The organism is Pseudomonas sp. NPDC087814 (assembly GCF_044742865.1).
Lineage (GTDB): Bacteria > Pseudomonadota > Gammaproteobacteria > Pseudomonadales > Pseudomonadaceae > Aquipseudomonas.
Genome location: NZ_JBIUVK010000061.1, coordinates 14,658 through 35,296 on the forward strand (window position 1 = coordinate 14,658; position 20,639 = coordinate 35,296).

Annotated in this window: 20 protein-coding genes; 15 read left to right on the plus strand and 5 right to left on the minus strand. The window is 64.1% G+C overall.

The features are described 5' to 3' along the window. Positions 1-45: 45 nt before the first annotated feature. Positions 46-948, plus strand: coding sequence for a 4-hydroxyphenylacetate catabolism regulatory protein HpaA (gene hpaA, locus ACIOMR_RS27805; protein ID WP_003209891.1), 903 nt, complete (start codon positions 46-48; stop codon positions 946-948). A gap of 11 nt (positions 949-959) precedes the next feature. Here hpaA and ACIOMR_RS27810 read toward each other — a convergent pair whose 3' ends face one another. Next, positions 960-2,216 carry an OprD family porin gene (locus ACIOMR_RS27810; RefSeq protein ID WP_401197554.1) on the minus strand — a complete coding sequence of 419 codons (1,257 nt, stop codon included), beginning with the start codon at positions 2,214-2,216 and terminating at the stop codon, positions 960-962. 212 nt (positions 2,217-2,428) lie between these two features. On the opposite strand from ACIOMR_RS27810, the gene hpaR reads away from it, so the two are divergent. From hpaR to gspD, 13 genes are all read left to right on the plus strand, one after another. Next, the gene (gene hpaR / locus ACIOMR_RS27815) at positions 2,429-2,851 is read left to right on the plus strand and encodes a homoprotocatechuate degradation operon regulator HpaR (RefSeq protein WP_008437189.1); all 423 of its coding nucleotides are present in this window, start codon (positions 2,429-2,431) and stop codon (positions 2,849-2,851) included. 88 nt (positions 2,852-2,939) lie between these two features. Further along, positions 2,940-5,330 carry a TonB-dependent siderophore receptor gene (locus ACIOMR_RS27820; RefSeq protein ID WP_401197558.1) on the plus strand — a complete coding sequence of 797 codons (2,391 nt, stop codon included), beginning with the start codon at positions 2,940-2,942 and terminating at the stop codon, positions 5,328-5,330. A 371-nt stretch (positions 5,331-5,701) separates the two neighbouring features. Further along, positions 5,702-7,396, plus strand: coding sequence for a type II secretion system ATPase GspE (gspE, locus tag ACIOMR_RS27825; RefSeq protein WP_003209908.1), 1,695 nt, complete (start codon positions 5,702-5,704; stop codon positions 7,394-7,396). After that, positions 7,393-8,595, plus strand: coding sequence for a type II secretion system inner membrane protein GspF (gene gspF / locus ACIOMR_RS27830; protein WP_401197560.1), 1,203 nt, complete (start codon positions 7,393-7,395; stop codon positions 8,593-8,595). The genes gspE and gspF overlap by 4 nt, the downstream gene beginning before the upstream one ends. A 20-nt stretch (positions 8,596-8,615) precedes the next feature. Beyond that, entirely contained in the window at positions 8,616-9,041 is a 426-nt protein-coding gene (gspG, locus tag ACIOMR_RS27835) for a type II secretion system major pseudopilin GspG (RefSeq protein WP_003209911.1), read from the plus strand. Beyond that, positions 9,041-9,472: a Tfp pilus assembly protein FimT/FimU gene (locus ACIOMR_RS27840; RefSeq protein WP_401197563.1), complete on the plus strand. Its 432-nt coding sequence runs from the start codon at positions 9,041-9,043 to the stop codon at positions 9,470-9,472. The genes gspG and ACIOMR_RS27840 overlap by 1 nt, the downstream gene beginning before the upstream one ends. After that, positions 9,469-9,837 (plus strand): type II secretion system protein, encoded by a 369-nt coding sequence (locus tag ACIOMR_RS27845; protein WP_008437204.1) that lies wholly within the window; start codon positions 9,469-9,471, stop codon positions 9,835-9,837. Before ACIOMR_RS27840 ends, ACIOMR_RS27845 begins: the two co-directional genes overlap by 4 nt. Further along, positions 9,834-10,451 carry a prepilin-type N-terminal cleavage/methylation domain-containing protein gene (locus ACIOMR_RS27850; protein ID WP_003209916.1) on the plus strand — a complete coding sequence of 206 codons (618 nt, stop codon included), beginning with the start codon at positions 9,834-9,836 and terminating at the stop codon, positions 10,449-10,451. The genes ACIOMR_RS27845 and ACIOMR_RS27850 overlap by 4 nt, the downstream gene beginning before the upstream one ends. Then, positions 10,448-11,170, plus strand: a complete 723-nt coding sequence (locus tag ACIOMR_RS27855) for a type II secretion system protein GspK (RefSeq protein WP_178966398.1) — start codon at positions 10,448-10,450, stop codon at positions 11,168-11,170. The genes ACIOMR_RS27850 and ACIOMR_RS27855 overlap by 4 nt, the downstream gene beginning before the upstream one ends. Further along, positions 11,167-12,207 (plus strand): PilN domain-containing protein, encoded by a 1,041-nt coding sequence (locus ACIOMR_RS27860; protein WP_177029014.1) that lies wholly within the window; start codon positions 11,167-11,169, stop codon positions 12,205-12,207. The genes ACIOMR_RS27855 and ACIOMR_RS27860 overlap by 4 nt, the downstream gene beginning before the upstream one ends. Continuing rightward, positions 12,182-12,793 (plus strand): type II secretion system protein GspM, encoded by a 612-nt coding sequence (gene gspM, locus ACIOMR_RS27865; protein WP_023659000.1) that lies wholly within the window; start codon positions 12,182-12,184, stop codon positions 12,791-12,793. Before ACIOMR_RS27860 ends, gspM begins: the two co-directional genes overlap by 26 nt. Next, positions 12,790-13,314: a general secretion pathway protein GspN gene (locus ACIOMR_RS27870; RefSeq protein WP_177022128.1), complete on the plus strand. Its 525-nt coding sequence runs from the start codon at positions 12,790-12,792 to the stop codon at positions 13,312-13,314. Before gspM ends, ACIOMR_RS27870 begins: the two co-directional genes overlap by 4 nt. Further along, the gene (gene gspD, locus ACIOMR_RS27875; RefSeq protein WP_401197570.1) at positions 13,311-15,509 is read left to right on the plus strand and encodes a type II secretion system secretin GspD; all 2,199 of its coding nucleotides are present in this window, start codon (positions 13,311-13,313) and stop codon (positions 15,507-15,509) included. The genes ACIOMR_RS27870 and gspD overlap by 4 nt, the downstream gene beginning before the upstream one ends. A gap of 8 nt (positions 15,510-15,517) precedes the next feature. On the opposite strand, the gene ACIOMR_RS27880 is transcribed toward gspD, so the two are convergent. The 4 genes from ACIOMR_RS27880 to ACIOMR_RS27895 all read right to left on the minus strand — a co-directional run bounded on the left by ACIOMR_RS27880 (position 15,518) and on the right by ACIOMR_RS27895 (position 19,524). After that, positions 15,518-16,180: an RraA family protein gene (locus tag ACIOMR_RS27880; RefSeq protein ID WP_401197573.1), complete on the minus strand. Its 663-nt coding sequence runs from the start codon at positions 16,178-16,180 to the stop codon at positions 15,518-15,520. Positions 16,181-16,206: 26 nt separating this feature from the next. After that, positions 16,207-17,544, minus strand: coding sequence for an MFS transporter (locus ACIOMR_RS27885; RefSeq protein WP_256344463.1), 1,338 nt, complete (start codon positions 17,542-17,544; stop codon positions 16,207-16,209). A gap of 103 nt (positions 17,545-17,647) precedes the next feature. Beyond that, the gene (locus ACIOMR_RS27890) at positions 17,648-18,871 is read right to left on the minus strand and encodes a pyridoxal phosphate-dependent aminotransferase (RefSeq protein ID WP_401197576.1); all 1,224 of its coding nucleotides are present in this window, start codon (positions 18,869-18,871) and stop codon (positions 17,648-17,650) included. Next, positions 18,868-19,524 (minus strand): RraA family protein, encoded by a 657-nt coding sequence (locus tag ACIOMR_RS27895; RefSeq protein WP_401197579.1) that lies wholly within the window; start codon positions 19,522-19,524, stop codon positions 18,868-18,870. Before ACIOMR_RS27895 ends, ACIOMR_RS27890 begins: the two co-directional genes overlap by 4 nt. 104 nt (positions 19,525-19,628) lie before the next feature. Between ACIOMR_RS27895 and ACIOMR_RS27900 the strand changes: the two genes are divergently transcribed. Next, complete coding sequence (locus ACIOMR_RS27900) at positions 19,629-20,513, plus strand: LysR family transcriptional regulator (protein ID WP_401197581.1); 885 nt, start codon at positions 19,629-19,631, stop codon at positions 20,511-20,513. Positions 20,514-20,639: the final 126 nt, after the last annotated feature.

Consider the following 20,639-nt stretch of genomic DNA (forward strand, 5'->3'; position numbering starts at 1 on the left):
GTGGCAATATTTCAGGGCAGTCAAAACAACAAAGAGAATGCAGTGATGAGCGATCGTCAGCCGATCCCCAACATCAACATCGGGCAGGTCTACGACCAGCGTTACAGCGATGCCGAGGTGCACTACGACCGGCTCGGCAACCTGGCGGGATTTTTTGGCCGCAACATGCCGGTGCATCGCCATGACCGGTTTTTCCAGGTGCATTACGTCAAGACCGGCGCGGTGCGGGTCTACCTGGACGACCAGCAGTACCTCGAATCCGGGCCGATGTTTTTCCTCACGCCGCCGACGGTGGCGCATTCCTTCGTCACCGAAGCCGACGCCGACGGCCATGTGCTGACCGTGCGCCAGCAACTGGTGTGGGCCTTGATTGACGCCGACCCCAGCCTGGCCCCCGGCGCACAATTGCCGGCGGCCTGCGTGGCGTTGGCGCGGCTGGCACCGGAGTTTCAGCCCGAGGTGCGCCGCCTGGAATTCCTGTTTGATGAGCTGTGCAGCGAGATCAACGCCCAGGCCAGCGGACGCGGTTCGGCCCTGGACAGCCTGACGCGGCTGATCATGATCAGCCTGCTGCGGCTCTGCGCCAATTCCCTGGAAGCCCGTCCTGCACGGCACGAAGACCTGCGGATTTTTCACCGCTTCAACGAACTGATCGAAGACCACTACCTGCAACACTGGCCGCTGTCGCGCTACGCCGACGGTATCGGCGTCACTGAAGCGCGGCTCAACGAGGTGTGCCGACGCATCGCCGATCTGCCGTCCAAGCGCCTGATTCTGGAGCGGCTGATGCAGGAGGCCCGGCGCCTGCTGCTGTTCACCGGCAGTTCGGCGAATGAAATCTGCTACCAGCTGGGGTTCAAGGACCCGGCGTATTTCAGCCGGTTCTTCCAGCGCTACGCGCAGATGACGCCGGGGGAATACCGCCAGCGTCAATCGGGGTTGCGTTGAGGCGCCCGGCGTTACCACAGGGCCACGGTGTAGCCGATGATCACCCGGCTTTCTTCGATGTCGCTGGTCAGGCCGTTGCTTGAGCGCAGGGTCGCATTGCGCAGGCGCACGTTGACGTTCTTCAGCGGGCCGCTCTGCACGGTGTAGACCAGGTCGGTGTCGCGCTCCCATTCCCGGCCGTTGCGCACCGTGGCGGTTTGCGCGTGGCTGCCGTCGACGTAGCGGGTCATGAAGGTCAGGCCCGGCAGGCCGAGGGCGGCGAAGTTGTAGTCGTAGCGCGCCTGCCAGGCATCGGTGTTGGCCTTGGTGAAGATATTGATGGTCACCAGGTTGACCGAATACGGATCTTGCCCCGGGAAGGCAAAGTCGCCGTCACCGGAAAGGTTCTGGAAGCCCAGGCCGAATTTGTGTGCGCCCACCGACAAACTGAACATGCCGTTGAAAAAGCGGTTGTCGATCCGCCCGCCGTCGACCCGCGAAGCGCTGCGCAGCAGGGCGCTGCCTTGCTCGCGGGTGTCGAAGTAGCGCAGATCGGTGCGCAGGTTCACGCCTTCGGCCAGCGGCAGGTCATGCACCAGGCCGATGAAATTCTGGCGGTAGATGTCCTGCATCTGCGCGTAGTAATAGGTCGCGGCCAGGTGCGGGTTGATCGCGTAGGTGCCGCCGGCAAGGTCCAGGTGGCTGCTGTTGACGCCGCCGTAGCTCATGGATTCGTTGTTGGAGGAGTCCCGCAGGTTCTGCTTTTCCAGGCGGCCGACGTTCAATGTCAGGCCGTCGATGTCCTGGGAGGTCACCAGTTCACCGTTGTAGGTCGACGGCAACAGCCGCGTGTCGTTATAGGCGGCCACCGGCAACAGCGGTTGCAGGGTGCCGAGCTTGAGCACGGTTTTCGACACGCGCAATTTGGCGGTCAGGCCGAGTTCGCTGTAGCTGTCGGCCGGCTCGCCGCTGGCGCCAGACGGCAACAGCCCGGTGCCCCGGCGGTCGCGGCTGGAGTCGAGCTTCAGGCCCATTTCACCCAGGGCGTCCACGCCAAACCCGACCAAGCCTTCGGTATAGCCCGACTCCAGGCGCAGCACAAAACCTTGCGCCCATTCGTCTGCCTTGTTCTGCGGCGCGTTGGCCTGGCGAAAGTCGCGGTTCATGTAGAAATTGCGCAGGTCCAGGCTGGCCTTGCTGTCCTGGATGAAGTCGGCGTGGGCGACCAGAGGGCTAAACGCGGCGCACAGGCCAGCGCTTGCCGCCGTGCGAAAGAGGCACGAATGCATGAGGGGCGTTCCTTTTGTTGTTTTTGTTGGTAGAGCCCGCCACCAGGGCAGGGGCGGGCATATTGTTAACATGTTATCTTTAAGCTGAATAGCTGGATTAACAGGTTTTTATGAATTCGTTTCGAAATTAACGACTTGCTGCGTGCGTCGGGTTGCGCACCCGGGACACCGACTCTAAGCTTCGTCGCTTCGACCTCTATTGCGCGTGAACCATGCCCACCCCCAGACCGTCCCTTACGCTCACCTTGCTCCAGGCCCGCGAAGCGACCATGGCGTTCTTCCGGCCGTTGCTCAATGAACATGACCTGACCGAACAGCAGTGGCGGGTGATCCGCATCCTGCGCCAGCAAGGCGAACTCGAAAGCCACCAACTGGCGCACCTCGCCTGCATCCTCAAGCCGAGCATGACCGGCGTACTGGGGCGGCTGGAGCGTGACGGCATCGTGCGCCGGCGCAAATCCGCCGAAGACCAGCGCCGGGTGTTCGTCGCCCTGACCGAACAGGGACAGCAGTGTTTCGTCGACATGAGCGCCGGGATGGAAAGCAATTACCTGAAGATTCAGGAGCAGTTCGGCGAGGAATCCCTGGAGCAATTGATGGAGCTGCTCCAGAAGCTCAAAGGCATCAAACCGTAATAATCAAAAAATAGTGGCTGAAGCCTGTCCCTTTTTTTCACGTGACTGGTCATTCCAGGTAAGTGAACAAAATCGAGAGCTTCTTCCAATGCCCGCAATACGCCCGTTGCTGAACCTCAGCCTCATGCTGAGCCTGAGTGCCAGCCCGTTGTTCGTTCCCATCAGCTATGCCGAAGACGGTGCGTCCCGGCGCAGCTACCAGGTGCCGGCCGGCAGCCTGAGCGCCGCGCTGACCCGTTTCGCCGGGCTGGCCGGGGTCAACCTCTCGGTGGACCCGGCGCTGGTCAGCGGCCGCAACAGCAGCGGGTTGTCCGGCGAATACGGCGTCGAAGAAGGTTTCGCGCGCCTGCTCCAGGGCTCCGGCCTGCAACTGCAGCCCATGGGCGAGCAGGCCTATAGGCTGACCCCGATTCCCGAAGGCGGCAGCCTGCAACTGGCGCCCACCTCGATTCTCGGCACCACCGGCGATGGCGACAGCGAGTCTTTCGCCGGTGGCCAGGTGGCGCGCCGTGGCTCCCAGGGCCTGCTGGGCTCGAAGGACTTCATGGATACTCCGTTCAGCATGACCACCTACACCAGCGCGGCGGTCAAGAACCAACAGGCGCGTACCCTTGGCGACCTGATTGCCAGCGACCCCTCGGTGCGCGCCACCAACCCGGCCGGCGGGCGCTATGAGCAATTCACCATTCGCGGCTTCAGCCTGTTCAACAGTGATGTCGCCTACAACGGCCTCTATGGCGTATTGCCGACCTACACCATCGACATGGAAATGGCCGAGCGCGTCGACATCATCAAAGGCCCCAGCCAGTTGATCAACGGCATCTCGCCACGGGGCAGCGTGGGCGGCGGGATCAACGTGGTGCCCAAGCGTGCCACCGACACACCCATCACCTCGCTCACCGGCAGTTGGGCCTCCGACAGCCAGGCGGGCGGAGCCGTGGATATCGGCCGGCGTTTTGGTGAAGACAACCAGTTCGGCCTGCGTTTCAACGGCGTGAAACAGTCCGGCGACACCGCCTGGGATCACCAGAGTGTCGACCGCGAAATGGCCGTGCTGGGCCTGGATTTTCGCGGTGAACGCCTGCGACTCTCCACCGACATCGGTCGTACCGAGCGCGACACCGACGCCCCCCAGGAACGTGTGCAAGTCGGGCCCGACGCCAGGGTGCCGAGTGCCAACGACGTACGCCACAACTACGCGCAGCCCTGGAGCAAGGCAAGCACCAACGACACCTTCGGCACGGTCAACGGCGAGTTTGATCTCAGCGACAACCTAATGCTCTACGGCGGCGTCGGTGCGCGCAAAAGCAACCATGACTTCCTGCGCCATGCAGTGTCGGTGGCCAACAACGCCGGTGATTTCAGCGTGCAGCCCCGCGACTTCACCCGCGATGAAAACGTGCGCACCGCCACGGCGGGCGTGCGCAACTGGTTCCATACCGGCCCGGTGAGCCATGAGGTCAACCTGGCGGCCAGCTACTTCTACATGGACTTCGAAAACGGCGGCGCGCGATATGCGCAGGGTTCGAGCAATATCTACAACCCTGTGGAAACCCCGGCGCCTGGCCGGCCAACGCGATTTGACTCGAAGGTCTACACCGAAAACCGTTTCAGCGGTGTGGCGTTGTCCGACACCCTGGGTTTTTTCGATGACCGGTTGCTGCTGACCCTCGGTGCGCGCTGGCAGCGGGTCAAGGTCGACGACTGGACCGATGACGTCAAAGGCGACACCGCCTACGACGAGGAAAAAATTTCACCGTCCGGCGGCATCCTGTTCAAGGCCACCGACAAGCTTTCGTTGTACGCCAACTACATGGAAGGCCTGAGCCAGGGCAAGGTCGCGCCGTCGGCGTCGGTCAACGATGACGAAATCTTCCCACCGTTCATCAGCCGTCAGGTCGAAGTCGGCGCCAAGTACGACGCCGGTGCGTTCGCGGTGACGGCCGCTGTATTCAGGATCAAGCAGCCGGCCTACGAGACCAACGCCACCACGCTGGTCTTCGGCCCCAATGGCAAGCGCCAGAACGATGGTGTGGAACTCAGCGTGTTCGGCGAGCCGCTCAAGGGTTTCCGCCTGCTGGGCGGGGTGATGTACATCGACAGCGAACTGACCCACACCACCAACGGCACCTACGACGGCAACCGCGCGCCGGCCACGCCCAAGTACAACGTCAACCTGGGCGCGGAGTGGGACGTGCCGACTGTTGAAGGCCTGACCCTGACCAGCCGCGGGATCTATTCCAGCTCGCAGTACCTGGACCAGTCCAACGTCAAGGAAATCGACGCCTGGACGCGGCTTGATGTCGGCGCACGCTACGCCTTCAAGGTCGACGACAAGCACATCACCCTGCGGGCCAATGTCGAGAACGTGGCCAACCGGCGCTACTGGAGTTCGGCCGGTGCCTCGGATGACAGCGAGCCGGGGTTGACCTTGTCGACGCCGCGCACGTATTTACTGTCGGCGACCGTCGACTTCTAGCGGCAATCGCGCCACAGGGAAGTGGCACTCTTGTGCAGTTCAAAATTAAACGACGAGAAGTTCAATGATTAGTACTGTTGCAGTGGGCTGGCTATTTGCAATCGTGAACTAAGCATCAATATGTTAGTCGATGTGTTTAACAAGATTTTATGAATTGTGGCGAACTAATGGCCTTGGTCAGTAGTTCTAAAAGGCCATGATTTGCCACGGCTGTCCTGCACATCGCTTGTGTGCAGGGTCTTGATCTTGTTCAAGGCGCCGCTGGGACTAGTTGTTGTTTCTGCACCCTTGGAAACAGCCTCTTCAACTAGTTGTTCAGAATGGTGCAGATGTCTCAACCGATACCGTCAATGCCCATCGATGCATGCCGAATGCAGATTCCGGATGCCGAACAAGTGTGCGCGTGGCTGATGCGAAAAGCCGGTCTGAAAACCGTCGACCTGGAACGTGCTCGACGGTTATCTCAGGAATCCGACGACCCCGAACTGCTCGGCCTGCTGACGCGCCTGGGGCTGGTTTCCGAAGTGGAACTGGCGCGGGCCTGGGCCGATTTGCTCGGCGCGCCGTTGCTGCTGGCGGACGCCGCACCGCCCGTGCTCGACCCGCTGCCGGCGCTGACCGAACGCTTCATGCGCCATTACCAGGTGGTGCCGGTGGGCTGGAGCCACGGTGGTGTGCGGGTGTTGGCGGCCAACCCGGCGCTGCTGTATCCGTTCCAGGCCCTGGCGTACGCGTGCGGCGTGCCGGTGTGGCTGGCGGTCGGGCCGCGCAACGAAGTCGAAACCCTGATCGAGCGTTACTACGGCCAGGGCCGTTCCGCCATGGGCACCCTGATCGAAAACCTCGATGAACAGGGCGGCGCCCTGGAAGACATCGAACACCTCAAGGACATGGCCTCCGAAGCCCCGGTGATTCGCCTGGTCAACCTGATCCTGCAACGGGCCGTGGAGCACCGCGCCTCGGACATCCATATCGAACCCTTCGAAAACCAGCTCAAGGTGCGCTACCGCATCGACGGTGTGCTGCATGAAGCGGAAGCGCCGCCGGCGAGTTCCTCGGCGGCGGTGATTTCCCGGGTCAAGATCATGGCGCGCCTCGACATCGCCGAGCGCCGCCTGCCGCAGGACGGCCGGATCATGTTGCGCATCCAGGGCAAGGAGCTGGATTTGCGGGTATCCACGGTGCCCACCAGTTTTGGTGAGTCGGTGGTGATGCGCCTGCTGGACCGCCAGACCGTGCAGTTCGATTTCCAGAGCCTGGGCTTTGACGGCCAGCGTCTGGAAACCTTCCTTGAAGTGCTCGAGCGACCCCACGGCATCCTGCTGGTCACCGGGCCCACCGGCTCGGGTAAAACCACCACGCTCTATACCGCGTTGTCGCGGCTCAATACCGCCGAGCGCAAGATCATCACTGTCGAAGACCCGGTGGAATACCAGCTGGAAGGCATCAACCAGATCCAGGTCAAACCCGCCATTGGGCTGGACTTCGCCGGCGCGCTGCGCTCCATCGTGCGCCAGGACCCGGACGTGATCATGATCGGTGAAATCCGCGACCTCGAAACCTGCCGCATCGCCATCCAGTCTTCCCTGACCGGCCACCTGGTGCTCTCGACCCTGCATACCAACAGTGCCGCAGCAAGTATCACGCGCCTGCTGGACATGGGGGTGGAGAGCTACCTGATCGCCTCGACCGTCAATGGCATCCTCGCGCAGCGCCTGGTGCGCCGCCTCGACCCGGCGACCCGTGAGGCGTTCGAAGCCCCGCCGGAGCTGATCGAGGAACACGGCCTCGACCGCTTCACCGAGCAGCGCCCGATCCTGCTTTACCGGCCTCGCGCCAACGCCGCCGGCGGCGGTTACCACGGCCGCAGTGCAATCACCGAATTGCTGGTGATGAATGACGAACTGCGCAGCTTGTTGATGCGCCAGGCCGACGCCGCGACCCTCGAACAGGCCGCCCGCCGTGGTGGCTTGCGCACCCTGCATGAAGAAGGCCTGCGCCAGGCGGTGGCCGGTGTCACGTCCCTTGAAGAAGTGTTGCGCGTCACCCGTGGAGAGGGCGCGTGAGCCTGTTCAAATACCGCGCCCTGGACAGCCAGGGCGTCGCGCAGAACGGCACCCTCGAAGCGAAGGACCAGGCCGCCGCCGTCGCTGCGCTGCACAAGCGTGGCCTGCTGCTATTGCACATCGATGCCGCCGGTGCCCAAGGGCTGCGCAATGCCTTCGGGCGCGGCCAGTTGAATGGCGCGGCGCTGGTCAGTTTTACCCAGCAACTGGCCACCCTGCTGGGCGCGGGCCAACCGCTGGAGCGCTCGCTGGGCATCCTGCTCAAGCAGCCCGGCCAGCCGCAGACCCGGGCACTGATCGAGCGTATCCGCGAGCACGTCAAGGCCGGCAAGCCATTGTCGGCAGCGCTGGAAGAGGAGGGCAGCCAATTTTCGCCGCTGTACCTGAGCATGGTGCGTGCCGGTGAGGCGGGCGGTGCGCTGGAGAACACCCTGCGCCAACTCAGTGACTACCTGGAACGCAGCCAGTTATTGAGAGGCGAGGTGATCAACGCGCTGATCTATCCCGCCTTCCTGGTGGTGGGCGTGCTCGGTTCCCTGGCGCTGTTGCTGGCTTACGTGGTGCCGCAGTTCGTGCCGATCTTCAAGGACCTGGGTGTGCCGATTCCGTTGATCACCGAAGTGATCCTGGGCCTTGGCCAGTTCCTCGGCGCCTATGGCCTGGCGGTACTCGCCGGGTTGATCGTGACGGTCTGGGCCCTGGCGGCACGCCTGCGCAACCCACGACACCGCGAGCAGTACGACCGGCGCGTGCTGGGTATCCGCGTTATCGGCCCGCTGTTGCAGCGGGTCGAAGCCGCACGCCTGGCACGCACCCTCGGCACCTTGCTGAGCAACGGCGTGGCGCTGCTGCAAGCGCTGGTGATCGCGCGCCAGGTCTGCACCAACCGCGCCTTGCAGGCACAAGTGGCCCAGGCCGCCGAGTCGGTGAAAGGCGGCGGCACCCTGGCCAGTGCATTTGGCAGCCAACCGCTGCTGCCGGACCTGGCCCTGCAAATGATTGAAGTCGGCGAACAGGCCGGTGAACTGGACAGCATGCTGCTCAAGGTCGCCGACGTGTTCGACGTCGAAGCCAAGCGCGGCATCGACCGCCTGCTCGCCGCCCTGGTGCCGTCCCTGACGGTGGTCATGGCGGTGCTGGTGGCGGTGATCATGCTCGCGATCATGCTGCCGCTGATGAGCCTCACCAGCAATATATGAAGACCCAAGGAAGCAAGCCGATGCGCCATACCCGTTTCAAACCCGCCCGCCGCCAAGGCGGTTTCACCTTGCTGGAAATGCTCGCGGTGATTGTGTTGCTGGGCATCGTCGCGACCATCGTGGTGCGCCAGGTGGGCGGCAACGTCGACAAGGGCAAATACGGCGCGGGCAAGGCGCAACTGGCCAGCCTGAGCATGAAGATCGAGAGCTACGGCCTGGACGTCGGCTCGCCACCCAAGACCCTCCAGCAATTGGTCGACAAGCCCGGCAACACCGCCGGCTGGGCCGGGCCGTACGCCAAGCCCTCAGACCTCAAGGACCCGTTCGGCCATGCCTTCGGCTATCGCTTCCCCGGTGAACATGGCGCCTTCGACCTGATTTTCTACGGTCAGGACGGCCAGCCCGGCGGCGAAGGCTACAGCGCCGACCTGGGCAACTGGGAATAATGCCGGCCCTCCAACGCGGCTTTACCCTGCTGGAGATGCTGGTGGTGATCGTGTTGATCAGCATCGCGGCCGGGTTGGTGGGATTTGGTCTGCAACAAGGCCTGCGGGTAGCGAAAGAGCGCCAGGTGGTCGGGCAGATGGTGGATGCCCTGCGCAGCACACGGGCACGGGCGATTGTCAGCGGCAGGTCGGCCAAGACCGTCTTCGACTTGGCCCGGCTGAACTTTCAGGCGCCGGGGCAACCCATCAAGCACTGGCCGGCCGATCTGCAAGTGACCCTGCACACCGCCGAACACGCAGGCGCTGCGGTGGAGTTTTACCCCGACGGCAGCTCTACCGGCGGCAACCTGTTATTGGCCAATGGCACGCGACGCTGGCGCATCGACGTCGGCTGGCTGACCGGCAGCGTGCAGTCCAGGGCATTGCCATGAAGCGTCAGTCGGGTTTCACCTTGCTGGAAATGCTCGCAGCGCTGACCCTCATGGCGATCTGCAGCACGGTGTTGCTGGTCGCGTTCGGCCAAAGCGCGCGCTCGTTGTTGCAGGTGGCCCACAGCGACCGCCTGACCCATACCGCCTTGAGCGTGATGGATCAGGAGGCGTCGGGGCCCCTGGCCAGTGGCGTGCGCGAGGGCGAGCTGGACGGCATTGCCTGGCAACTGCGCGTCGCCCAGCAGCCCACCCGCATCGGTCAGCCACATTTGTTTCGCCTTGATCTCAGCGTCAGCGAAGGTCCGCGCCGCGCAAATTTCAGTACCTTGAAACTGCGCGCCAGCCGCGACGGGAGCCTCCAGTGAAGCAGCAGCGGGGCTTCACGTTGCTCGAAATCATGATCGTGCTCAGCTTGCTGGGCGTGTTGTTGGCCCTGGTGGGCGGCGCGCTCCTGGGAGCCAACCGTGCAGTACTCAAGGCGCAGCGCTACACCGTCAGCCTGGATGAAAGTCGCGCCGCGCAACAGTTCCTGCGCACGTCCATCAGCGAGGCGCTGCCCCTGGACGTGACCGAGGACGACAGCCAGACCAACGGCTTTTTTGTCGGCGCCCCCCAGCGCCTGCAATACGTCGCGACCTTGCCGGGCGTGCTCGGCGGCGGTATCCAGCGTTTCACCTTGCAGTTGACCGAGCGCGAGTTGCAGGTGGCGTTCGCACGGTTTGAGTCCAATGCCCAAGTGAGCGTGCCGGCCACCCGCAGCGAACCGCAGGTGTTGCTGAAGAACGTCGAGGATCTGCAATTCAGCTATCGCGGCCTGTCGCCCAAGGGCCAGGCCACCGGTTGGATCAGTGACTGGCCGTGGACCAAACGCCTGCCTTATGCGGTACGCATTGCAGCACAGGTCAACGGACCGGTGCCGTGGGTCACCCAAGTGGTTGCCCTGCGGCTGAACCTCTCTAGCGGAGCATCAGGCGAATGAAGCGTCAGCGCGGCGTTGCATTGCTGCTGGTGCTGTGGGTACTGGCGTTGCTCAGCTTGCTGCTGGGCGGCCTGGCCGGTTGGGTACAACTGGAAAGCCGCCAGGCCCTGTGGCATCGCCAGCATACCCAGGCGCTGCTGGCGGCGGAGGCGGGCGTGGCGTTGGCCATGCAGGCCCTGGCCGACCCGCTGCAACGCAAGCAATGGATCGCCGACGGCCGTGAAATGCCGCTGGTATTTGATGACGCACAGCTTCACGTGAGCCTGCACAGCGAGCGCGGCAAGCTGTATTTGAACAGCGCCGAGGCCGCTGACTTTGCCCGCCTGGCCCTGGCCTGCGGTGCCACCCAGGCCCAGGCCAGCCGGCTCGCCGGGGACCTGGAAATGCGGCGCAACGCAGGCCTGGCGCCGTTCCGCGTGGTGGAGGAAGTGCGGCAATTGCCCGGCATGACCCAGGCGCTGTACAGCCGGCTGGCCCCGGAAATCAGTTTGTGGAGTGGCCTGGACCGGCCCGATCCCGCCTTCGCCAGCCCCTTGATGCGCCAGGCGCTGAACCTGCCCCGGCAGAGCGCGGTAGGGGCCGACCCCGGTGACGTGCTGGTGATCGACAGCCGCGCACAACGCCCCGGCGGTTACCACGCCCGGTTACGAACCATGGTTTTATTGAGCCCATCGGAGGGAAGCGCACAACCTTATCGGGTGCTGCGTTGGCAAGAATGAATCCATACCTTTCGGCGCCAGTGGCGCGCCTTCAACAGCTGGCCGAACCGCTCACCCGGCGCTGGCGCGGCAGCTTGCTGCAAGTGGGCTGGCGCCTGTGGCTCAAGGAGCTGCGTGGCTGCCTGCCGGCGTGGCTGTCGGTCCGTGACATCCCCGAGCACCGCTACCACTGGCCGTTGACCGGGCCGGTGGCAAAACCTGCCGACGAGGTGCGCCAGGTGCTGGTGCTCGCGCCCTCGGCGGTGTTACTGCAAACCCTGCAACTGCCCCTGGCGGCCGCGCGCAACCTGTCAACCGTGGTGGGTTATGAGCTGGACCGCTTTACCCCGTTCGAGGCTGAACAGTTGTACTTCGTGGCCCGCCAGGAACGGCGCACCGCCACGCATGTGCAAGTGACCCTGGTGGCCATCCTGCGGGAGCGCCTGGATCAAATCCTGTTGGACTGCGCTGCTCTCGGCTTGCAGCCCCATGCGGTGGATGTGGACGGGCCAATGGGCATCGACCTGCTGCCGGCGCCGTTGCGCCCACGCCAGCGGCCGGCCGGGAAGGGCTTGCAACGCAGCCTGCCCTGGCTGTGCGGCGCCTTGCTGGTTGCCGCGATGCTGCTGTGGCTCAACGACCGCCAGCGGGTGCTCGACGTCATGCAGGCGCAGGTGCAACAGCAGAAAGCCCAGGTCGCCGAGGTCCAGAGCCTGCGCCAGCAACTGCTTAACACCCGTGGCGCCGCGCAATACCTGATTCGCCGCAAGTCGGCACAACCGCCATTGGCGGCGCTGCTCAACGAACTGACCGCCTGCCTGCCCGCCGATACCTGGCTCGACCAGTTGGACGTCAACAACGGCGCCGACGTGTCCTTCTCCGGGCAAAGCGCCAAGGCGAGTGCCCTGATCACTCGGATCAAGGCGTGCCACAGCCTGGAAAACCCCCAGTTCGAAGGGGTGATCCAACCCGATGCGCAAACCGGCAAGGATCAGTTTTCCCTGCGCGCCCACTTGCACCAGGAGGCCGCCGATGCGCCGACCACTGACACCCCGTGAGCGTCGCGGCGCCGCCTTGCTGGTCCTGGCGCTGGTGCTGGGCGGCGGTTACTGGCTGCTGATCGACAGCTGGTTCGCCGGGCCATTGCGTGCCATGGGCGAGCAGGCCGAACAGCTGCGCGAACAACAGCAACGCTATGCGGGCCTGCTGCACCAGGGCGCCGCCTTGCGTGAGCAACTGGAGCAAGCCCGCCAGGACCCGGCCAGCAGCACCAGCCTGTTGCCGGGGGATGACCCCAGCGCCGTGGCGGCGGACCTGATGCAGCGCATCGCCGACCTGATCAACAGCCGCGCCGGCCTCGGCGGCGGCTGCAGCCTGACCCAGCGCATGCCCATCACTCCGGAGCAGGACGACACCGAACCCTATCGCCAGGTCAAAGTCAGCCTGACCCTCAACTGCGCCATCGAACCCTTGACCGCGATCCTGCATGAGCTGGAGTACCAGCGACCGTTCCTGTTCGTGGATGAAATGAGCGTCCGTCGCGGGCCGAATGCCCCCGCCAGCGGCGGTGCCGGAAAGCTGGTGGTGCACCTGTTGGTGCGCGGTTATCTGCAACCGGCAGCCGCCACGCAGGCCCGCCGATGATCAATTCATTGCGCCCCCTCGAGTGGGGATTGCTCGGTGTGGCCGGGCTGCTGGGCCTGCTGATGGTGGGCATCTTGAGCAGCATCGGCGACGCGCCGCAGTGGTTGGATGAGCCTGCCTCCGCCGTGCGCGCCAATGCTTCGGCCAAGGTTCACGTGGCCCCGAGTGCGACCCTGGAAAGCCTCGCCGGCACCTGGCAGGCGCCGCTGTTCAGCCCCGACCGCAGCCCCGATGCCGCCGTGGGTCAGGCCGAGATTTCCAGCCTGTCGAGCCTGAAGCTGACCGGCGTGCTGCTCGACGGCGACCTGCGCGTCGCGCTGCTCAAGCGTGACGAGGGCCCGCCGCTCAAGGTCCACCAAGGCCAGACTCTGCCCAACGGCTGGCGCCTGGAACACCTGACACCGCTGCACGCCCGTTTTGTGCTGGATGGCCGCACGCAAACCCTGAGCCTCAGCGTTCCGCGTTTGCCGCCGCCGTCCACCACACCACCGATTTCCCTTCCTCACGAGCCCGCCCCTTGATCGATACTTCCCCTAGCGCCTTGCGCACCAGCGTGTTTTGCCTGGCCACCGCCGTCGCCTTGGGCGGCTGTGGGTCATTCCCCGATCACCTCGACCCGGACGATGCCTTGCTTCACGAGGCGATGCAGGGCACCGGTTCGCAACGGCCGCCCGTGGACCCGGCCAGCGAGTCGCCTGCTGCCGACAGTCGCCAACCCCAGGTGCCCACGCCGCCCCAGCGCCAGTTGATTCGCGGTAACCAGCAGTTCGTGCGCCAGCCCGCACCGGCGCCGGCGGTCAAGGATGAAGCCAGTGGCGACATCGTGTTCAACTTCGCCGACCAGCCGATTGAAGCGGTGATCAACAGCGTCATGGGCGACCTGTTGCACGAGAACTACAGCATCGCCCAGGGCGTGAAAGGCAACGTAAGCTTTTCCACCTCAAAGCCGGTGAACAAGAAACAGGCGCTGTCGATCCTCGAGACCCTATTGTCCTGGACCGATAACGCGATGATCCGCCAGGGCCAGCGCTACGTGATCCTGCCCGCCAACCAGGCGGTGGCGGGCAAGCTGGTGCCGGAAATGAGCGTGTCGCAACCCTCCAGCGGGCTCTCGGCACGGCTGTTTCCGCTGCGCTATATCTCGGCTACGGAAATGCAGAAACTGCTCAAGCCGTTCGCCCGGGAAAACGCATTCCTGCTGGTGGACCCGGCACGCAACGTGCTGAGCCTGGCCGGTACGCCGGATGAGTTGGCCAACTATCAGGACACCATCGACACCTTCGACGTCGATTGGCTCAAGGGGATGTCGGTGGGGGTGTTCGGTTTGCAACGGGCCTCGGTGGCCGAGTTGATGCCCGAGCTGCAAAAAATGTTTGGCCCCGACAGCGGCATGCCCCTGGCGGGCATGGTGCGCTTCCTGCCCATCGAGCGGACCAATTCGGTGGTGGCGATCTCGTCCCAGCCGCAGTACCTCAGCGAAGTCGGCGACTGGATTCACACCATCGACGAAGGTGGCGGCAACGAGCCGCAGATGTACGTCTACGACGTGCGCAACATGAAGGCCACGGACCTCGCCAAATACCTGCGGCAGATCTACGGCACCGGCGCGATCAAGGACGATACGCCGGCCAAGGTGGCACCGGGGCTGCGCACGGCGACCTTGTCGTCACTCAACACCAGCGGCGGCACCTCGGGTGGCTTGAACAACAGCAGCAATAGCCCGCCCGTCAGTGACGATGAGGACCAGGCCCCGGCCGCCAGCGAAGACGGTGAAAATGCAGAGTCGGGCGCTGCCAAAAGCCTCGACGCCGGTACCCGGATCACCGCGCAAAAAAGCAGTAACCAGTTGCTGGTACGCACCCGACCGGTGCAGTGGAAGGAGATCGAATCGGCGATCAAGCGCCTCGACAACCCGCCGCTGCAAGTGCAGATCGAGACGCGCATCCTCGAAGTCAAACTCACCGGCGAACTGGACCTCGGGGTGCAATGGTACCTGGGCCGCCTGGCGGGCAACTCCACCAGCACCACGGTAGCCAATACCCCTGGCAGCCAGGGCGCCCTGGGTGGCGGCGGTGCGGGATTGGGCGCGGATTCGCTGTTCTATTCCTTCGTCAGCTCCAACCTGCAAGTGGCCTTGCACGCCCTGGAAACCAACGGCCGCACCCAGGTGCTGTCGGCGCCGTCGCTGGTGGTGATGAACAACCAGCCGGCGCAGATCCAGGTGGGGGACAACATCCCCATCAGCCAGACCACGGTCAACACCGGCAACGCCGACAGCACCTTGAGCAGCGTCGAATACGTGCAGACCGGGGTGATCCTCGACGTGGTGCCGCGCATCAACCCGGGCGGCCTGGTGTACATGGACATCCAGCAACAGGTCAGCGACGCCGAGAACCAAACCACCAACAGCAGCGACACACCCAACAACCCGCGTATCTCCACGCGCTCGGTGTCGACCCAGGTGGCGGTGCAAAGCGGCCAGACCGTGTTGCTCGGCGGGTTGATCAAGCAGGACAACGCCGAGAGCGTCAGTGCGGTGCCGTACCTGGGGAAAATCCCAGGGCTGCGCTGGTTGTTTGGCAACACCAGCAAGTCCAGGGATCGCACCGAGTTGATCGTGCTGATCACGCCGAGGGTGATCACCAGCAGCGGTCAGGCGCGGCAGGTGACGGATGACTATCGCCAGCAGATGCAGCTGTTGCGACCGGCGAACTGAAGGACCTTTCAGCCCTTGCGTTGCAGGGTGTGATAACCCAGCGCTGCGCGGGCTTCACGCAGGGATTTGCCTTCATCGAGCAGCGCCCGGATACGCGCTTCCACCGCTTCAATCGAGCGTGCACAGGCTGCCACTTCATGGGCCCGCTCGCGCGGCACGATCACCACGCCATTGGCGTCGGCGACCACGATGTCCCGGGCGCACACCCGGGCCTGGCCGATGGACACCGGCTGGTTTACCGCTTCCACTTCAACCCGGTCCTTGCCCGTGCGCATGAACCGGCCCTTGGTGAACAGCGGGTAGCCGTCGCCCAGGGCCTTGCTCACGTCGCGGCACACGCCATCGATCACCGTCGCGGCGATCCGCTGGCTGCCGGCGTACTGGGTCATGATGTCGCCCCACACCGTGCAGTCGGTGCGTCCGTCGTTGTCGATCACCACCACATCGCCTTCGGCCACGTCATCGATAAAGTCGCCTACGGTGCCCGGCGGGATGCTGGCGCTGACGTAGCGCACGGTGAAGGCCGGGCCGACCACCACCTGGCGATAGTTGTCCAGGGGCATGATTCCCAGGCATTGGCCGGGCAGGCCGAGTTTGTCCAGGGCGTCGGACACGCCCGGGGTGTCCAGGCCTGCAAACAGGGCAACCAATTCTTGGTCTTGGGGTGACATGGGTAACTCCTCGTGGTGGTGACAAATCAGGTCGCGTGGCTGGAGGCCGGGCGGGGCTCGGCAATGGTCAGCAAAATGATGAAGCTGATGAACGAGCCGATCGCCAGCCAGGCGAACACGTAGTTCCAGCCGTAGTTGTCCAGCAGCAGGCCGGTGATGAAGGGCGTGGCGGCGGCGCCCAACTGGCCGATCATGTTCACGATGGCGTTGGAGATCGGGAAGGTCTTCTTGGTGGTCAGGCCCATCGGGTAGACCATGTAGGACGAGAAGCCGAGGCTCAGCACCACGCCGGTCAGCATCAGCAGCAAGCCGTAGGGCAGGGGCTCGGCCGGTGAGTTGATCAGCAGGTACATCATCAGCGAGGTGCCGACCGCCGACAGCAACATGCCCGGCTTGCGGCGCCCGCCCATCAGGCGGTCCGAGCAGAAACCTCCCAGCAGGTTGCCCAGCACCGCGCCCACCCAGGGCGCTGCCGAGACCAGGCCCATGTTCATGATCGAAAACTGCTTGACGGTCATCAGGTAGGTGGGAATCCACGCCAGCAGCACGCTGGAGACACCGAGCTGGAAGCAGTAGCTGGTGGCGCACCCCCAGATATTCCATGAGGTGAAAACCTGACGGTTGGTTTCCAGGGGCTTTTCATCGCGGGTGCGGATCACCCGGTCGAGCTTTTTCACCCACGCCGGCGTCTTGTGCACACGGGCGGTCTGGGCGATTGCGGTGTCTTCGACGATGTATTGAAGTTCGGCCTGGTTGACGAAGCGGCTGCGGGACGGATGGTCGGTGACCAGGAAGTACCAGACCACCGCCAGCACGATGCCCGGGATCGCAAAGAAGTAGAAAATTTCGCGCCAGCCCCATACCGAAATGATCACGGCACACAGCGGCGGCACGATCACCGGTCCGAACTTCACGGCCGACAGAAAGATCCCCGACGCGGTGCCTTTTTCCCGTGCCGGAAACCAGTTATTGATGGTGGTGGTCATGCTGATGGGCAGCGGGCCTTCGGCGATACCCAGGCCCAGGCGATAGAGTTTCAGCGCCAGCAGTGAGCTGGCGGTGCCCACCAGCCCGGTCAACAGGGAGGTCAGCACCATGGCCCCCGGCAGGATCCGGCTGACGCCAAAGCGGCCGAAGGCAAAGCCCGACGGCAGTTGTGCCAGGGCGTAAGCCAGCAGGAACAGGCTGACCAGGCCACCGGCCTGGGCGTTGCTCATTGCAAATTCCTGGCGAATGAACGGCAGCGCCACGCCGAGGTTGGCCCGGTCGGCGGCGGCCACGGTGTAGATCAGGAAAATCAGCGCAGCAACCACCCAGCGGTATTGGCTGCGCACAGCGGGTTTTATGACTTCAGGCATAGACATGGGGGCGGACCTTGTTGTTGTGAGTGTTGTCCTGTTCGGCCTTAATCTTAAGAAGGGGCGCACGCCACCATTAGCGATATTTATCTATGTGAACTCATCACTTTTATTCTTCTGCCAGCAAGCTGCTGCAGAAGCCGCGGATTGCCTCGCACGCCTGGCGCAACGACTTGTCATCCAGGGCATAGGCGATGCGGATGTACGGCCCCAGGCCAAAGGCGCTGCCATGCACCACGGCTACATTGGCCTCATCCAGCAGCGCCAGGGCCACGTCTTCATCGCTGCGCAGCAGCCGCCCGCCCGCCGAGGTGCGCCCGATCAGCACGGCGCATGAGGCGAACGCGTAGAACGCGCCGGCGGGGCTGATGCACGTCAGGCCTGGCGTGTCGCTCAGCAACTGGACCATCAAGTCCCGGCGCGCCTGGAACACCCGGCGGCTGTCGCGGATGAAATCCCTGGGGCCTTCCAGTGCAGCGAGGGCCGCCTGTTGCGAGATCGAACAGGCGCCGGAGGTCTGCTGGCCCTGGAGTTTTTCCATGGCCTCCAGCAGCCAGCGTGGGCCGGTGGCGAAACCGATGCGCCAGCCGGTCATGGCATAGGCCTTGGACACGCCGTTCATGGTCAATGTACGCGGTGCCAGCCGGGGTTCAACCTGGGCCAGGGTATGGAACACCTGGCCGTCGAAGATCAGGTGCTCGTAGATGTCGTCCGCCAGGATCAGCACCTGCGGGTGGGCCAACAGCACTTCGGCCAGCGCCCGTAGCTCGCCCTCGCTGTACACCGCACCGGTGGGGTTGGACGGTGAGTTGAGGATCAGCCAGCGCGTCTGCGGGGTCATTGCAGCGGCCAGGGCCTCGGGTGTCAGCTTGAAACCGCTGTCGGCATCACAGGTGACGATGCGCGCTTCGCCGCCGCACAGTTGCACCATCTCCGGGTAACTGACCCAGTACGGCGCGGGCACGATCACCTCGTCGCCTTCATTGAGTGTGGCTGCCAGGGCGTTGTAGATCACCTGCTTGCCGCCGTTGCACACGAGGGTGTCCTGCCAGGACACGTCCAGGCCGTTTTCGCGCCGGAACTTCGCCGCCACCGCCTCCCGCAGGGCCCGCGCACCGGCCACCTGGGTGTAGCGGGTATGCCCGGTTTCAATGGCCTGGATCGCGGCTTCGCGGATATGCGCCGGGGTGTCGAAATCCGGTTCGCCGGCGCACAGCGAGATAATCTGCGCGCCTTGCGCCCGGCGTTCGGCGACGCGGTCCATGATGCGATAGGTGGCAGACGGTTGTGCGCTGGCCAGGCGCGGGTTCAGCCGCTGGATATCGGTACTCATCGGCTGATCGCCTCAAACTGTGCGTCGTGCATCACCTCGACCACAGAGCGCCCACTGCGCACGGCCTGCACCATGCCGTCCTGGCGGCGGGCAATGCGCTCGCCCAGGTCCAGGACCTTTTCGATCACCGCCTGGGCCACGAATACCGTGCCGCAGGTATCGGCAATCACGTAGTCGTCCTCGCTGACGCTTACGCCAGCAACGCTGAGGGTCACGCCGGCGTCGAGCTGCACCACGCGGTTGCGCGCACTGATCATGGTCACGCCGCGTCCGTACACCGGATAGCTGATGGCTTCGCTGCCGTCGATATCGCGGCTGAAACCATCAATCACCGTACCGCGTATGTGTTTGCGCAACGCCGCGTTGGCGATGATGTCGCCCCAGCAGGAAATGCCCTCGATACCGCCGGCAATCACCAGCACCCGGTCGTCTGTCGCGACCTGTTCGATCACCGGGGTGATCAAGTGCACGGTCGGGGCGATGTCGGACTTGGGGCCGAGCAGTACGGTACTGGCGCGGCCAACGATCTTCGGGCACTTCCACAACGGGCGCACGCCCACGGTGGCGCCGGGCAGGCCGAGGAAGTCGAGGGCGTCGGACACGGTGTTGGTGTCCAGTGCGGCCAGGCGGTCGAGCAAACGGTCAGGGGTCATGGGCAAGCCTCGGGTGACGGAGGCGGCCAGTGTCAGGCAGTGCCTATGATAGGTATATTACGAAGTACAGAAGCCTTGCATACGCTTAACCTATGGATAAGACCATGATCAACTTTCGCCTGATTCGTCACCTCTGGTTGTTCCTGGCCGTGGCTGAAGAGCAGAACTTTGGCCGTGCGGCCAAGCGCCTCGGCATGTCCCAGCCACCGCTGAGCGAGCAGATCCAGGTGCTGGAGCAGGCGCTCAAGGTCAAGCTGTTCGACCGCTCCCGACGGGGGGCCAAGCTGACTCCGGTGGGCGCGGCGATCCTGCCGGCGGTGCGCAAGTTCGCCGAGCAGCTGGAGCGCCTGGAACTCGCCGTGGAAGAAGCGGTGGCGGGACAGTCGGGGATGTTGACCATCGGCGCGATCTCCACGGCGATGTTTGATGTGCTGCCGGGGTTGATCGAGCAACTGAAGCTTGATTACCCGCAGCTCACGGTGTCGGTGCGGGAAATCGACAGCGTCGAGGCGTTGCCGGCGCTGGAGGCCGGGGATATCGACCTGGCGTTTGCCCGGCTGGATGGTGACCTTGGGGCTTCGGTGCAGTCATTGCCGCTGACGGAGGACCGGCTGGTGGTGGCGCTTCCGGTGGATCATCCGTTGGCGAGTCGTACGCGGATCAGTTTGTCGAGCCTGGCGAATGAGCCGTTGGTGATGTTTTCGCGCAACGTCAGTCCGGTGTATTTCGACAATTTGATCGCTACCTGTCGTGCCAGCGGGTTTTCGCCTCGGGTGCTGCATGAGGTGCGGTCGGTGGCTTCGCAGATCGCGTTTGTCTGCTATGGGCAGGGCATTGCGTTGGTGCCGGCGTCGTTGAAGAAGCTGGCGCCGGCCAATGTGGTGTTTCGGGCGTTGAGCCAGAAGCTCAATGTGGTGACCACGGCCGTCGCCTGGAATACCCAGCGGCCGAACCCGGTGGTGGAGGCGGTGATCGCGCGGTTTCGCTAGGGGTTGGGGTTGAGTACATATCCGTTATTTAGGTAACGGCGGCTTATGGTTCCGCTCTTACAGCGGGTCACTTTTGGCAAACGCCCGGAATGCCGGCCCAGCCAAAAGTAACCAAAAGGTCTTTGC

What these genes read in the sequence shown, in the direction of transcription:
- ACIOMR_RS27840 (WP_401197563.1), top strand. Translation starts at nt 9,041, where the DNA reads ATGCCGGCCCTCCAACGCGGCTTTACCCTGCTGGAGATGCTGGTGGTG.
- ACIOMR_RS27885 (WP_256344463.1), bottom strand. Translation starts at nt 17,544, where the DNA reads ATGTCTATGCCTGAAGTCATAAAACCCGCTGTGCGCAGCCAATACCGC.
- ACIOMR_RS27870 (WP_177022128.1), top strand. Translation starts at nt 12,790, where the DNA reads ATGATCAATTCATTGCGCCCCCTCGAGTGGGGATTGCTCGGTGTGGCC.
- ACIOMR_RS27900 (WP_401197581.1), top strand. Translation starts at nt 19,629, where the DNA reads ATGATCAACTTTCGCCTGATTCGTCACCTCTGGTTGTTCCTGGCCGTG.
- hpaA (WP_003209891.1), top strand. Translation starts at nt 46, where the DNA reads ATGAGCGATCGTCAGCCGATCCCCAACATCAACATCGGGCAGGTCTAC.
- gspG (WP_003209911.1), top strand. Translation starts at nt 8,616, where the DNA reads ATGCGCCATACCCGTTTCAAACCCGCCCGCCGCCAAGGCGGTTTCACC.
- gspE (WP_003209908.1), top strand. Translation starts at nt 5,702, where the DNA reads ATGCAGATTCCGGATGCCGAACAAGTGTGCGCGTGGCTGATGCGAAAA.
- ACIOMR_RS27855 (WP_178966398.1), top strand. Translation starts at nt 10,448, where the DNA reads ATGAAGCGTCAGCGCGGCGTTGCATTGCTGCTGGTGCTGTGGGTACTG.
- ACIOMR_RS27860 (WP_177029014.1), top strand. Translation starts at nt 11,167, where the DNA reads ATGAATCCATACCTTTCGGCGCCAGTGGCGCGCCTTCAACAGCTGGCC.
- ACIOMR_RS27845 (WP_008437204.1), top strand. Translation starts at nt 9,469, where the DNA reads ATGAAGCGTCAGTCGGGTTTCACCTTGCTGGAAATGCTCGCAGCGCTG.
- hpaR (WP_008437189.1), top strand. Translation starts at nt 2,429, where the DNA reads ATGCCCACCCCCAGACCGTCCCTTACGCTCACCTTGCTCCAGGCCCGC.
- ACIOMR_RS27895 (WP_401197579.1), bottom strand. Translation starts at nt 19,524, where the DNA reads ATGACCCCTGACCGTTTGCTCGACCGCCTGGCCGCACTGGACACCAAC.
- ACIOMR_RS27880 (WP_401197573.1), bottom strand. Translation starts at nt 16,180, where the DNA reads ATGTCACCCCAAGACCAAGAATTGGTTGCCCTGTTTGCAGGCCTGGAC.
- ACIOMR_RS27820 (WP_401197558.1), top strand. Translation starts at nt 2,940, where the DNA reads ATGCCCGCAATACGCCCGTTGCTGAACCTCAGCCTCATGCTGAGCCTG.
- ACIOMR_RS27890 (WP_401197576.1), bottom strand. Translation starts at nt 18,871, where the DNA reads ATGAGTACCGATATCCAGCGGCTGAACCCGCGCCTGGCCAGCGCACAA.
- ACIOMR_RS27810 (WP_401197554.1), bottom strand. Translation starts at nt 2,216, where the DNA reads ATGCATTCGTGCCTCTTTCGCACGGCGGCAAGCGCTGGCCTGTGCGCC.
- gspM (WP_023659000.1), top strand. Translation starts at nt 12,182, where the DNA reads ATGCGCCGACCACTGACACCCCGTGAGCGTCGCGGCGCCGCCTTGCTG.